This window comes from Bacillus sp. BML-BC051 (genome assembly GCF_019656175.1).
Classification (GTDB): domain Bacteria; phylum Bacillota; class Bacilli; order Bacillales; family Bacillaceae_G; genus Bacillus_A; species Bacillus_A mobilis.
The window spans coordinates 12,746-26,049 of record NZ_BPLI01000076.1 but is presented as its reverse complement, the minus strand read 5'-3'; the positions used below and the strand labels follow the sequence as shown (position 1 = coordinate 26,049).

Here is a 13,304-nt window from a genome sequence, read left to right as displayed (position 1 = left end):
GGAAGCGCTTGCAAAATTCCACCCGAACCTACTGTTATGTAACAAAAAATAAAGAAACAAATTGTTATACAAATGTTTCGCAAAAAATATTGAAAAACCCTTTAAAATTAAAAGAAAATTCAGAAAATATAATTCGACATAATTAACAAAAGAGGATTATTCCTTAAATTTGTTTCAAAGAATATGTATAAGTCTGGTGAATAGAATGAATATTCTTTATGTTTATGATAAAATTGAGATAGTGTTTAATTGAAAAGGGGAAAACAATTTGAAATTAGAAACAGAAAGACTCTATATAGTGCCGTGTACAGAAGAGAGTATGCAAGTTGCTAACGAGCAAGGATATAATAGTGGTCCACATATTGTAGGGCATGTAGAAAATGTAAAAAAAGATAAGGATGTATTACCTTGGGGAGCGTGGTATGTCATTCGAGAAGAAGATGACATCGTTCTAGGTGATATAGGGTTTAAAGGGAAACCAAATGAGGAACATACAGTAGAAATTGGTTACGGATTTATTGAGAAATATTGGAATAAAGGATATGCGACAGAAGCTGTAAGTGAACTAATAAATTGGGCTTTTCAAACAGGAGAGGTAGAAATGATTATCGCGGAGACACTTCTTGAAAATGAAAGCTCGATTCGTGTATTAGAGAAATTACATATGAAGAGAATTAGCAATACAGAAACGATGATTAATTGGAAAATAGAAAAATAAAAAATACCGCCCGAAGTATATCAGGCGGTATTTTTATCGTTATGGTAGCATTTGTTTTTGATCATTCGGATATCCGGCTGTCGGTGCGTTAGAATGCTTGGAATGATTACGAACAGCAATGAAAATAGAAATAATAACGACAAGACCAACTGCCACGTAAGAAAGTGAAATAATAGTTGGATCCACTTTAAATGTAGTAAGCAGTGTACGAATGTTTGTAAAGATTATAAGGCCCCCAACTAATACGCCAAGTAAATGAGAAGGAACGATGCGTACTAACCATGCAGCGATTGGTGCTGCAACGATGCCACCAAGCATGAGAGAAAATACCCAAACCCAACTTACTTGTTCCCAGCCAAGTGAAATGAAAAAGCCGATTGTTGCTGCGAGTGAAACAGGAAACTCACTCGTATCTACAGATCCGATAACTTTTCTAGCTTCATTTCCCCTTGCCAAAAGCACAGGTGTTGTAATTGGGCCCCAGCCACCTCCACCTGTTGAATCAACGAATCCTGCGAATAAGCCAAGCGGAACAAGCTGTTTAGCTGACATACGTTTATTTGAAGTGACAATTTGTTTTTGAATGATGAATCGTAATAAAATATAAACCCCTAAAGTAAATAAAAATATGGAAATGTACGGTTTAATTACATCACCAGGTAAATTGCTTAAAAAACATGCCCCAATAAATGCGCCAATTGCTCCTGGTAATGTAAGCCTGGAAACGGTATATTTATCCACGTTTCCAAATTTGATGTGTGATGCACCAGAAGCAGCAGTTGTAACAACTTCAGCTAAATGAACTGATGCAGATGCAACGGCCGGAGCAATACCAAACATTAATAAAAGTGAGGTAGATGTTACCCCGTACGCCATTCCAAGCGCTCCATCGATTAATTGAGCGAAAAATCCGATAATAGCAAAGACAATTAATTTCTGCATAAATAATCCCCCTGTAATAATAAATGAAAAAGACACTTTTCCCGTATGAGAAAAGTGCCTTTGGTTTTTCCAATCAGCAATAATTAAATTTGTTTTATTATAATACATATTAATCGTATAAATCAACTGGGTTTTAAAGTTTTTGAATTGAATGAAAGAAAAATAAAATATACAATAAAAGGATGGAGAGAAGGGGGAGAAAGACATGTTACGATTTGATCATCTCGTACACGCAGTACATGGTACACCGGAGGAAGCGGCAAACCAAATGCAGGAGCATGGATTTCATACTGTAGTAGGCGGAGAGCATACTACTTGGGGTACTTGGAATAGTTTATGTTATTTTGATTTATCCTATATAGAATTTTTAGCAGTTCAGCATGAAGAAAAAGCGAAGAAAGCAGACAATCCATTAGTACAAGAAACAGTAGTGAAATTACAAGATGGAGAAGGAATGTTACAAATCGCCATTCGAACAGATGCAATTGAAGAACTAGTAGTTAAATTTAATAAACATGGATTACATACGATAGGACCATTTGAAGGGAAACGAATGAGAAAAGATGGTCGCCTTTTGGAGTGGAAAATGTTATTTGTAAAGCAAGAAGAGAACGGGCCGAAATTGCCTTTCTTTATACAGTGGAATGAAACGGATGAAGAAAGAAGAAACGATTTACGTAACATAGGAACAATCACTGCACATAAAAACAAAGTACAACAAATTGAAACGATTCATTACGCAGTGAAAGATGTTCGAAAAACAGTCCGGAAGTGGAAAGAAGTAATGGGACTAACTGCAAGCCAGGCCGTGAAAAATGAAGAGTGGAATGCGGAGTGTCAAAGTGTATCGTTTGGTGATGTTCATGTACAGTTTTGTGAACCAATTGGAGAAGGATTAGTACTAGAACGTTTGAAGCATCATGGCGAATATCCTTTTGCAGTGGAGTTTAAAGGTGAAAATAAACGAGAGCATGAAGTGCTAGGTAGTTTGTACATATATTGATAGAGGTGAACGTTGTGCAAGAAATGCTTAGAGAGATAGAGGGAAAACTAGAATGGCCTCGTATTGCAAAGTGTACAGCTATTTCAAAAGGTTTTTCACATGAAGAGAAATATAAAATAGAATTAGAAAACAGAGTAACATATTTTGTGAAAGTATGTGATGCTGTTCATTTTGAACGCAAACAAGAAGAATATACGTATATGAAACAATTAGAGTTATTACATATTCCAACGCCTAAGTTAATTCATTTCATAAAGCTTGAGGAATTAAATAAATGTATTCAAGTATTTGAATGGATCCAAGGTGTAAATGGTGAAGAAGGTTTAGGGAAGTTAACGGTGGAAGAACAGTATAATGCGGGAAGAAAAGCAGGGGAAGTATTAAAGAAGATTCACTCAATTGAAAGAGAAAGTGCAAGTAATAAATGGGAAACGGTTCGATGGAATAAATACGAAAGATACGTAGAAGCGTTAGCAAACTATGAAATAGATTTCCTTGATTTGAAACCAGTATTAAGATTTGTAGGGGAGCATAAACAATTAATGAAGAATCGTCCAATCACATTTTTACACGATGACTTCCATCCAGCAAATAGTATGATTCATAATAAGGAATTTATCGTTATCGATTTTGGAGGATATGATTTTGGCGACCCAATACACGATTTTTATAACGTAGCGATTTTTACTACAAGAATAAGTAAACCATTTGCGGTTGGACAAGTTCACGGATATTGCGGAGGCGAACCATCGCTTCATTTTTGGCGACTGTACTCATTATATGCAGCAATGACATTCCCAGCTGATATCGTATGGACAAACCGAAGTACGCCACATTTAGTAGATGATATGAAGGAAAGATTGAACGGAATTTTAGAAGATCATAATCATTTTTCATCCTATATTCCAAAATGGTATCAATCACAACATGAGGATATAATAAACAATAAGTAATGGAGGGATTTATATGGATAAAATAGCGGTAATTTCAGATATTCACGGTAATATTCCGGCATTAGATTCTGTACTGAAAGATATTAAAGTAAGAGGAATTGAGCACATCATTTGTCTTGGAGATTTAGTCGGAAAAGGTCCTCATTCTAGCGAAGTGATTGAAATCATTCGTAAAGAATGTGATGGAGTTGTAATGGGGAACTGGGATGATTTTATTACAAAACCGACTGAATTTGAGGCGTTAAAATGGCATCAAAAACAACTATCGGAAGAACAAAATGACTATTTAAGAAGCTTACCATTTTCAATCGAATTTTTTATGAGCGGCAAACTCATTCGTATGTTCCACGCTTCGCCGAGAAGTTTATATGAAAGAATTCAACCACATGCCTCAAGAGAAGAACGGATTAGTATGTTCGAAAACAGTGAGCTTACAGAGAATATAGAAGGAGAAAGAAAACCAGATGTCGTTTGCTACGGTGACGTTCACCAAGCGTTCGTTCAAAATTTCAGCGGGAAAACGTTATGTAATGCTGGTAGTGTAGGCAATCCACTTGAAATTACACAAGCTTCCTATTTAATATTCGAAGGAACTTACAATGAAAAAGAAGCAGCAAGCTTTTCCATTCAACTCGTACGTGTACCGTATGATATTGAATTAGCCATCAGGCTAGCAGAAGAACTCGATATGCCAGAAATTGAAGAATACAAACAAGAATTACGGACTGCTTTATATCGAGGGTTTAAGGGAAAGTAAGCCAATCATAATATATCAACGATTTTTTCGATATATCGACGATTCGACAAAGGATATCGACTTACCGACAAATAGTGACATACACTCTTACTCATAATAATGTTATGTAAACTGATTGTAGGGAGGAAATACCATGAACCGAAAACAACGAATCAAAGAAATTGCAGATCATATTTTAAAATTAAATGTAACCCATCCAACAAGAGTTGGAGTAAGTGGTATAACAGCGTCAGGAAAAACAACATTTGCAAACGAGCTAGCGGAAGAAATAAAAAAACGAGGATTACCAGTAACACGCGCCAGCATTGATGATTTTCATAATCCAAGAGTGATTCGCTATGCAAAAGGAAAAGAGTCTGCAAGAGGGTATTACGAAGATGCACACGATTATACAGCTTTTAAAGAAAGATTATTAAAGCCTTTAGGACCAGACGGGAATTTACAATATGAAACGATTTCTCATAATTTAAAAACGGATATCCCTGTACATAATGAGCCGTTAATGGCTCAATCCAATATGGTATTAATAGTAGATGGAACGTTTCTATTGAAAAAAGATGTTGAGCATTTATTTGATTACAAAATCTTTGTAGATACAGATTTTGAGATTGCGAGAAAACGTGGTGCAAAGCGCGAGACTGAGGCTTTTGGAAGTTATGAAGAAGCAGAGAAAATGTTTTTAAACAGATATCATGCTGCCTGTAAGATGTATATAGATGAGCATAATCCAAAAAGTTATGCGGATGTTGTATTTCGGAATAATAACTTTGATGATCCAGTAGTTGTGTTTAAAGAAATTTAATATTGTTTATACAGCAAAAAATTCGTGAAAGGAGATGTTTTGGATGGATAAAAAAGAGAATCCGAACAATTGGCCTGTATGGGCGAATGAGTCAGTAGAGATAGTGAATGCAAATCCTGATTGGCAAGATAAAGGCCGATGTGAAGAGCAGCAACTATATGAACTGCTTGCTCCTCTCGGTATAAGCAAAGTAATACATATAGGAAGTACGTCCATACCTGGTTTACCTGCAAAACCTATCATTGATTTAATGGCTGAAATAGACTCATTTGATAGAGTACGACATATTTCAGCGAAATTGGCCATGTATAGTTGGCATTATGTAAGCCCAGAATTAGATGAAAGACCTTGGAGAAGGTTCTTTGTGAAAGTTAAGAATAATAGGCGTGTAGCGCACCTGCATTTGGTGGTTAAAGGAAGTGAGCGATGGGAGCAACAACTTTTATTTCGCAACCGCTTACGAGAAAATCCACAATTAGTTTATGAGTATTCAAATCTTAAACAAGATTTAGCTAAAAGATTTAACGAAGATAGAGAAGCCTATACAAAAGGTAAAACAGATTTTATTAAACAAGTTCTAAAATGATTTAATTTTTGATTGTAAATACGTTTGAATATAAAAGAAAAAACATACTGTATTTTATAACTTAAACTGACAGGAAATGCATGTAAACCAAGTGAAAGACTGCGATGTTCTAATGTATTTCCTTTTATTTATCAGGATAAATTATATATAATTGAATCAAGTTCATAGAAAGATAGGTATAAAAACGATTCTAAAAATCGACTTGATTTTATGAAAAAAATTAAAGGGAATAAGGCGAAAATATGTTAATAAAGTAAAAAGGGGACAAGAAATATAATGAATGAAGTACTAGAACTAAAAGAAGAACTACTACAAATTAAAAATAATAATTATGCCGTACCAGAAGACGTAGATGCATATCCATATGCACAGTGGATGCTAGATTATATCGGTTCACCTGATGCGGAATTACGTGATGATTTAATTTATAGTACGCTTCACACATGGATTACAAATGATGTATTTAGACAAAAAGAGTTACGAGGATTAATGTTACAAGCAATTAGTCCTGATTATTTATTTTATAAAATTGGTGAAAAAGGCACAGACTCTGTATTTAAACGTGCATTCTCCGTATTAATTCCGCCACTTATTTTATCTGTTCATGAGAGAGAACCGTTGTTATCGGAAGAGCAACTGTACAGTGTAGCAGAACAAGTGCTGGAATATGTATATTTAGAAGAAGATGTAAGAGGCTACGTAGAAGGAAAAGGCTGGGCACATTCTACGGCGCATGCAGCAGATGCACTCGATGCTTTAGCACGTACTATACAAAATCGTGAGTTTTCATATGCGATATTAGCTGCTGTTCGCCAGAAAGTTCGATTAAGTGATTACGTATATGTCCACTTTGAAGATGAGAGATTAGTAGCGCCAATTATGTCGTTACGTAACCAAAATCTTTTAACTGAAGAAGAGTGGAGCAATTGGCTACATAGTATAGCAACGGTTGAAGACATCCGACATCCGCAGCATGCTATTTTAGTACAAAATATTAGAACTTTCCTAAGAAGTTTTTATTTCAGAGCTTTAGAGACAGAAGGTAGTACAGCCTTTACAGATGATATATTGGAGACTTTGAAGGGTTTGCGTAGGTATTAAAAAAGGGAATATAAGAAAAGAATAAGACTAAAAAACCGATTATACTTGTAGGCCCTCTACAAAAATAATCGGTTTTTTAGTTGAATTGAATTATTAAATTTAACTATACACGAGTGTATTAAATATGTAATTGTGGATTCTCTTCATATAAACTATTCACATACTGTTTTAAATTCTTGATGAATAATAAAATATCTTCACTAGGCATTCTAGCATGTAGAAGATGAAATATGTTTCCTTTCCCAACTTCAAATTCATCTGAGGTCAAAGTAATAGGGATATTTTTAAAGATATGCCATGGGAAATATAAGTGTACAAAGGTTTCTCTAAAATATATACCTGATTGACAAATTAATACTCCATCAGATCCTTTCCCAATATTCCCAAGGACAGATGTATCTAAAAAAGCGATGATCTGTTCTTCTTTTGGAACAATAAATCGTGCCTCAATTGCTATTAACTTTTTGTCTGAAATATGAGTATCTACAAATAATCCGTTATCAGATTCTAATAATTCATTATGCGTTTCAAATAATGAGCAAATTGATTTTATCTCATCCATTTTGATAACTGGATGTATATCATGTTGTTTTGAATTTTGGAATGAATTCGTAAGAGCTATAAGTAATTCTTTAAATAACAGTGGGGGATAATCACTCCCGTTAATATTGAAACTTTTTTGTGCATCAAAAGATAAGAAACCATCTTTATCAATTTCAATTTGTTGCACTTCATTTAATTGATCCCATTTCAAACTTCCTTTACCTAATAACCAATTTTTCCAGTATAAACCCGAACTCGTAAAGTAAACACCATACTTTCCAGATCCAAATAAATTACAACTTAAAAAAGCAATAATTTGATCATCCGTGGGTATAGAAAAGCGTTTCTGGGCAATTGATAAGAAATCTTTAGGGATTCTAGTAACATAAAATCTAGATTGCTGATACTCTAAACAAATATCAGTTAAACGATTAATATCTATATTCATCTTAACCATTCTCCATTTCAAAGTTCGTTTCGATATATTAAATTATAAAGTTTTCAGGAAAATATTAACACTTAAATTTATATTAAATGAAGTAAAGGATTTATAAAATAAATTTGTATTAGGCTAAAAGTATGATCTGTATGATTTATTTGGAGGAGTATAATCTTGTTAAAGTAATAAAAAGGTACATAAAACCAACACCTCCCAACCATACTAAAAAAATGTGTTGGAGGTGAAGGCTATGGACGAAAAAGACTTTGAAAAAGTTTATAATGATTACTTGCATCAAGGAGAAGAGCAAGCTCAATTTGAAGTAGACCATGAAGTCAATTCAGGAGCAGAACAAATTGTCGCGGTTCGTAAAAATGATGATGGGGATTTAATAGCGTTTAAAACAAGTAGCGGGAGAGAGTTAGATTATATGACTGCTCTTAGCGAAGCGAAATCAGGGAAGTTAGCTCATGTGGACGTATTTCATAAGTATGGTAGAGATATTATAGGTAGTGAAGCAGATGGAATAAAAGAAAATAACTTAGATAATTTACCTTCATTTTAAACGGGTAAACCTCAAGAAGAGAATGTTCATTTGGGTATTCTCTTCTTTGTGTTGCGAAGTTTTCCTTGCGAAAAGAAGGTTCATCTTTAATGGGCGATCATACTTTTAAAGAGCGCTCTAAATTTCTCTTTATCTTCTGCTGTAAATGGTTTCGGTCCCTTTGTGCGCTTACCACTTTTTCGAACCATTGCACTTAAATATCGTGTTTGTAACAATTGTTCAATGTTATCATTCGTATACTTATAGCCTTTATGGTGTAGAACGATACAGCCTTTTGCTAATGCAAGCGAAGCAAGACCGTAATCTTGCGTTACAATTAAATCTTCTTTTTTTGCTAACTGCATAATTCGGTAATCTGCAGCATCTGCTCCAGAATCAACATAAATTGTTTCCACACCTTTTGGCTGCTCTGCATTAGAATAATGAGAAAAGCTAGTAACGAGGGTTACAGGGATTTCTGCATTCGTAGCCTCTAAAATAATCACATCTTTTACAGGACAAGCATCTGCATCAACGTAAATTTTCATTTTTATCACTCCTATGACTAGGTTCGAGTTGATAATAATGGTAGATTTAGGTTTTGTCAAACGAGATAGCTTTATTTCATGTTATTTTTCACAAACCAAAATAGCCTCACGCAAACGAGAAATACCTTCCTCAATTTGATCAATATTCACTTTTCCATAAGATAAACGAATATAACCATCTTTCGCGCCGAAAATACTCCCAGGCATAAATGCAATTTCTTGTTTTAAACTTTGCATAATAAGTTGTTTTTCGTTTATCGGTTCTTTTAATTTTCCCCATATGTATATACCGCCGGTCGGGTTTGAAAAAGAGATTTTATCGTGAAGTTGCTCGTTTAGGGCGCGAACGATAATGTCTCTTTTTTCTGCTAATTGTTTTCGTAACGGTACGATATGAGACTGAAATGGTACAGTTTCGAAAAATTGTTGCATAAGCCACTGCGGGAATATGCTCATTCCTAATTCCATTTGGTGCCTTGCGTCAGATAACCTTTCTACTACAGACTGCGGGGCGACAAGCCAGCCGACTCGTAAGCCTGGTGCAATCATTTTAGATAAGGAATGTACATAAATGACTGTTCCATTTTCATCAATTGATTTCAAAGTAGGGCAAGGTTGTTTTTTTTCTAGCGTAAGTAAACTAGAAGGATCATCTTCAACAATCGCAATTCGTAAGTCTGCGCAAAGTGATAATAGTTTTTTTCTACGGTTAGGATGAAGCATTGTGCCCGTAGGATTTTGGAAGTTTGGATTTAAAAAAATCATTTTAATACGATGCTTTCTATATAATTCTTGCACATCGTCTGGATTAATACCGTGTTCATCGACAGGTAACGGGAAAATACGGATACCTGCTGATTGGAATAACGGTAAGGAATAACAGTGTGAAGGGCTTTCGAAAGCAACTGCATCACCGGGATTTAATAAACATTGAACGATAAGGTGAAGTGCTTGCTGTGCGCCAGATGTAATCATTATGGATTGTTCAGTCGCTTCAACTTTTAAATATTCTTTCATATATTTTACGACCGCTTGTCTTAGCGGGAGATAGCCTTGCGGATGATCATAACTTAATGAATGCGTTAACGGTTGTTCTCGTAAAATTGTCTGTAGTTGATCGTGAGGATAAAGGTTACAACCGAGCTCGCCGTTTGCGAAATCAATGATATTTTCATTTTGTTGTACTTCTGCCCGAATATGGCGAAGTAACGGTAAGTTTGGTAAAAAAGTACCGCCTTCTACGAAATTTCTCCAGTTCGGAGTTAATGTTGGAGAAACGCCCCACATATGTGTACTTACACGTGTCCCTTTACCAGTCGTACTTTCCACAATCCCCATAGCACGTAGTTCATTATAAGCAGTCGTTACCGTACTTCGGTTTACATTTAACTGCGTAGCTAATTTCCGTTCGGAAGGGAGGAAGCTTCCAGGAGGAAGTTCTCCGTATGTAATACGTTTCTCAATAAAGTCAACTACTTGCTGATAAATTGGGATTTTACTGTCGTTATCTAGCTTCCATTCCATACAAACGCCTCCGCATCTCTTATATACATTAAGTATAACAAATTGGCTGGGGAAAAAAACAGCCAATTGGACGGTGCTATATCCAGCCAATTTTACTATGCTAAATATGGAAGGGGAGATTCGGATGAAACGATGGAAAATGGAGTGGCTCCTAGTATCAGTAGCATTAGTATGGGGAGCGAATTATACAATTGGAAAGTATGGCGTGGCATATATGTCATCCATTCAATTTAATAGTTTACGATTTTTAGTAGCATCTCCGGTATTATTACTTATTACATTTTTAATGGAACGCTCATTACGTATTGAAAGAAAAGATTGGTTACGACTAGTAGCAGTCGGTATCGTTGGTACGGCAATGTATCAAACGATGTTTATGCTATCTGTGAAATATACTTCAGCAACGAACGCCTCATTATTAATTGCGATGTCACCTATATTTACAGGGATATTAGCAGTATTGCACAAACAAGAACGTTTTTCGATGAAAGTACAAATTGGTTCAATAGTAGCGTTTATTGGTGCAGCATTCGTTTTATTAACAGGACATACAGGAGGAGCTACTTACGAGTATGCGTGGCTTGGGAATATAATTGGATTAGTCGCAGCAATTGCGTGGGGATGGTATCCAATTTTAGCGCAACCTCTTATTACAAAATACTCCGCAATGAGAGTCACATCATGGTCTACTTTAATTGGAATTGTACCACTAGTTATATACTGTTTATTCAACGTAAATACTTTAACGTGGCCAGTAGATACGCCAAGCTGGGGATCACTAGCATATTCAATCATCTTTGCAACCATCTTCGGACTAGCAATGTGGTATGTCGGTATTAGTCAAATAGGCTCAACAAAAGTAATGGTTTATATGTATCTCGTACCATTATTCGCAGTTATCTTTGCGGCAGTAACAATTGGGGAGCAAATTAATATGATGCAACTCGTTGGCGGACTTATTATTTTCATTGGCTTATATGTTGTAAAAAAAGGTGGAATGAAAAAGCCTGCTCTCAATTTGAAAAAAGTAAGTTAGTAGTAAAAATGATCTCCTTCATATAGAAGGAGATCATTTTTTATTTCGTAATAACAGCGCTTGTTCAACAGCCCATTTTTGATGGTCATGAATGAGAAGCTCTACAGTATGTAAAGGAGACATCCACCTTAGAACATGATCCTCCTCACAATTTTCAGTTTGTTTCTGCACCATGTTCGCAATATAAAAGAAACCATCATTCAAATAATATGTATCTTCCTTTTCTGCATAAAAATATCGTGCGGCATTACCGATATATTGATCAATTTCAATTGCCCATCCTAATTCCTCTAGTAGTTCACGGTGCAAAGATTCTTCTTTTGTTTCATTACCTTCCATACCGCCACCAGGTAAAAAGTAACGGTCTCCTTTTTGGATAACAGCAATCATTGAAGAAGATGAATGGAAAATAATCGCATAACAACTAGGTCTTAATACATAATGAACAGTAGATTTTTTCGAGCCAAATGTAAGTTTCGAAATCATAAAACACGACCTTTCTCTATAAAATACATAAAAGGGATATTAAGGTAAATGAAGAGTGATATAAGTATAATCTTAATAGATTGGAGTGGTAACAACATGATAAATCGAAAATGTGCAAGATGTAAAGAAATAACAGGTACATTGCATGGTGGTAAAAAAATTAAGGAAGAATTTCTATGTGAAGACTGTTTGCAAAAAGGAATTGCGAGCGGAGAAATCGAATTATCACAAGTGGAAGAAAAACAAACTTCGTATCTTTCTATAAAAATATTAAAAATAATGAGTGTTATTTATTTAATAGTATCAATTATAACCGCTTTTTCTGCTGGAGCATTTATACAGGATCCAGGGCTTGGTGGAATATCTTTTTCAATAACAGGTGCAGTTGGTGTTATGATAATTGGATCGATATTCCAGTCTGTTCTAGTATTTTGCGGGATTTGGGTATTCATTCTATTAGTAGAAACCGTAATTAAAATATATGAAAAAATGAAGTGAGTGAGAGGGAGAAATATATGCAAGTAAGAAACATCCAAGGGGAAGATTATGTAAAGATTCATTCTGTTTTAAATGATTGGTGGGGCGGGAGAGACATGGCTGACATGTTGCCAAAATTGTTTTTCGTTCACTTTCAAGAAACGAGTTTTATCATTGAAGAAGATGGCGAAACGTTAGGTTTCTTATGCGGATTCTTTTCACAAACATATAAAGATGAAGCATACGTTCATTTTATCGGTGTAAATCCGAAGTATAGAAGAAGAGGAATCGCATCGACATTGTATTCTTATTTCTTTGATATCGCTCGTGCAAATAATCGTAAAGTTGTAAAAGCAATTACGTCACCAATTAACAAAAAGTCGATACTGTTTCATCAAGAAATTGGTTTTCGAATTGAGGCTGGGGATAATGAGGTAGAGGGTGTATCGGTACATACAAATTATGATGGGAACGGCGGTAGTAGAGTTTTGTTTTTGAAAAATGTGTAAATAAAAGAGGAATGATTGCATGGATATGCAGCAACGAAGAATGTTAGTAGCAGGAATCGTTTTAGCAGTAGTGTTAGGGGTAGGCTATTTTTCGACAAACGTATTACAAACTTTCTCAATCGTATGTTTAGCAGTAGCGATTGTATTTGGAGTTATAGGGAGCATACAAAAGAAACGTCAAAACAAGAATTAAAAATTTGAAAATTTTTATGATACCTCAAAATTTCTCGTTTTAGAGTATTTGTTTTTCTTAGCTTAATGACGATGGGATTGTATCACAAATTCTATTCAATTAAGTTTATATTAAAACACCATTCTTGTCCCGTTGTTGCAGAC

The 13,304-nt window shown here is 35.1% G+C and carries 17 protein-coding genes; 12 read left to right on the top strand and 5 right to left on the bottom strand.

Annotated features, from left to right (window positions below):
- The first annotated feature begins 268 nt into the window (after positions 1 to 268).
- The gene (locus K5S59_RS25210; protein WP_000764635.1) at positions 269 to 718 is read left to right on the top strand and encodes a GNAT family N-acetyltransferase; all 450 of its coding nucleotides are present in this window, start codon (positions 269 to 271) and stop codon (positions 716 to 718) included.
- Between the two features lie 39 nt (positions 719 to 757).
- On the opposite strand, the gene K5S59_RS25205 is transcribed toward K5S59_RS25210, so the two are convergent.
- Positions 758 to 1,768 (bottom strand): sulfite exporter TauE/SafE family protein, encoded by a 1,011-nt coding sequence (locus tag K5S59_RS25205; RefSeq protein WP_120450414.1) that lies wholly within the window; start codon positions 1,766 to 1,768, stop codon positions 758 to 760.
- Positions 1,769 to 1,865: 97 nt separating this feature from the next.
- On the opposite strand from K5S59_RS25205, the gene K5S59_RS25200 reads away from it, so the two are divergent.
- From K5S59_RS25200 to K5S59_RS25175, 6 genes are all read left to right on the top strand, one after another.
- Positions 1,866 to 2,663, top strand: a complete 798-nt coding sequence (locus K5S59_RS25200; RefSeq protein ID WP_097843644.1) for a VOC family protein — start codon at positions 1,866 to 1,868, stop codon at positions 2,661 to 2,663.
- Between the two features lie 14 nt (positions 2,664 to 2,677).
- Positions 2,678 to 3,616 carry an aminoglycoside phosphotransferase family protein gene (locus K5S59_RS25195; protein ID WP_098257732.1) on the top strand — a complete coding sequence of 313 codons (939 nt, stop codon included), beginning with the start codon at positions 2,678 to 2,680 and terminating at the stop codon, positions 3,614 to 3,616.
- A 13-nt stretch (positions 3,617 to 3,629) separates the two neighbouring features.
- On the top strand, positions 3,630 to 4,373 hold the full coding sequence (locus K5S59_RS25190) for a metallophosphoesterase family protein (protein WP_098257731.1): 744 nt from the start codon (positions 3,630 to 3,632) through the stop codon (positions 4,371 to 4,373).
- Positions 4,374 to 4,506: 133 nt separating this feature from the next.
- Entirely contained in the window at positions 4,507 to 5,175 is a 669-nt protein-coding gene (locus K5S59_RS25185; protein ID WP_001080547.1) for a nucleoside/nucleotide kinase family protein, read from the top strand.
- 43 nt (positions 5,176 to 5,218) lie between these two features.
- Positions 5,219 to 5,761: a GrpB family protein gene (locus tag K5S59_RS25180; RefSeq protein ID WP_120450413.1), complete on the top strand. Its 543-nt coding sequence runs from the start codon at positions 5,219 to 5,221 to the stop codon at positions 5,759 to 5,761.
- 276 nt (positions 5,762 to 6,037) lie between these two features.
- On the top strand, positions 6,038 to 6,862 hold the full coding sequence (locus K5S59_RS25175) for a DUF2785 domain-containing protein (RefSeq protein ID WP_098257730.1): 825 nt from the start codon (positions 6,038 to 6,040) through the stop codon (positions 6,860 to 6,862).
- Positions 6,863 to 6,980: 118 nt separating this feature from the next.
- On the opposite strand, the gene K5S59_RS25170 is transcribed toward K5S59_RS25175, so the two are convergent.
- Positions 6,981 to 7,853, bottom strand: a complete 873-nt coding sequence (locus K5S59_RS25170; protein ID WP_098257729.1) for a hypothetical protein — start codon at positions 7,851 to 7,853, stop codon at positions 6,981 to 6,983.
- A 241-nt stretch (positions 7,854 to 8,094) separates the two neighbouring features.
- On the opposite strand from K5S59_RS25170, the gene K5S59_RS25165 reads away from it, so the two are divergent.
- Positions 8,095 to 8,409, top strand: a complete 315-nt coding sequence (locus K5S59_RS25165) for a DUF3892 domain-containing protein (RefSeq protein ID WP_120450411.1) — start codon at positions 8,095 to 8,097, stop codon at positions 8,407 to 8,409.
- Positions 8,410 to 8,495: 86 nt separating this feature from the next.
- Here K5S59_RS25165 and K5S59_RS25160 read toward each other — a convergent pair whose 3' ends face one another.
- Positions 8,496 to 8,936 carry a YaiI/YqxD family protein gene (locus K5S59_RS25160; RefSeq protein ID WP_000708776.1) on the bottom strand — a complete coding sequence of 147 codons (441 nt, stop codon included), beginning with the start codon at positions 8,934 to 8,936 and terminating at the stop codon, positions 8,496 to 8,498.
- A gap of 81 nt (positions 8,937 to 9,017) precedes the next feature.
- Positions 9,018 to 10,460 (bottom strand): MocR-like pyridoxine biosynthesis transcription factor PdxR, encoded by a 1,443-nt coding sequence (gene pdxR / locus K5S59_RS25155; protein ID WP_098257728.1) that lies wholly within the window; start codon positions 10,458 to 10,460, stop codon positions 9,018 to 9,020.
- A gap of 124 nt (positions 10,461 to 10,584) precedes the next feature.
- On the opposite strand from pdxR, the gene K5S59_RS25150 reads away from it, so the two are divergent.
- Positions 10,585 to 11,496, top strand: coding sequence for a DMT family transporter (locus tag K5S59_RS25150; protein WP_000832901.1), 912 nt, complete (start codon positions 10,585 to 10,587; stop codon positions 11,494 to 11,496).
- Positions 11,497 to 11,529: 33 nt separating this feature from the next.
- Here the strand turns inward: K5S59_RS25150 and K5S59_RS25145 are convergent, their stop codons facing one another.
- The gene (locus K5S59_RS25145) at positions 11,530 to 11,982 is read right to left on the bottom strand and encodes an NUDIX hydrolase (RefSeq protein WP_000624010.1); all 453 of its coding nucleotides are present in this window, start codon (positions 11,980 to 11,982) and stop codon (positions 11,530 to 11,532) included.
- 96 nt (positions 11,983 to 12,078) lie between these two features.
- Between K5S59_RS25145 and K5S59_RS25140 the strand changes: the two genes are divergently transcribed.
- The 3 genes from K5S59_RS25140 to K5S59_RS25130 are packed head-to-tail and all read left to right on the top strand — an operon-like array spanning position 12,079 to position 13,161.
- Complete coding sequence (locus tag K5S59_RS25140; RefSeq protein ID WP_002072183.1) at positions 12,079 to 12,480, top strand: DUF3980 domain-containing protein; 402 nt, start codon at positions 12,079 to 12,081, stop codon at positions 12,478 to 12,480.
- A gap of 17 nt (positions 12,481 to 12,497) precedes the next feature.
- Positions 12,498 to 12,968 carry a GNAT family N-acetyltransferase gene (locus K5S59_RS25135; protein ID WP_098257727.1) on the top strand — a complete coding sequence of 157 codons (471 nt, stop codon included), beginning with the start codon at positions 12,498 to 12,500 and terminating at the stop codon, positions 12,966 to 12,968.
- A gap of 19 nt (positions 12,969 to 12,987) precedes the next feature.
- Positions 12,988 to 13,161 carry a hypothetical protein gene (locus tag K5S59_RS25130; RefSeq protein WP_000367555.1) on the top strand — a complete coding sequence of 58 codons (174 nt, stop codon included), beginning with the start codon at positions 12,988 to 12,990 and terminating at the stop codon, positions 13,159 to 13,161.
- Positions 13,162 to 13,304: the final 143 nt, after the last annotated feature.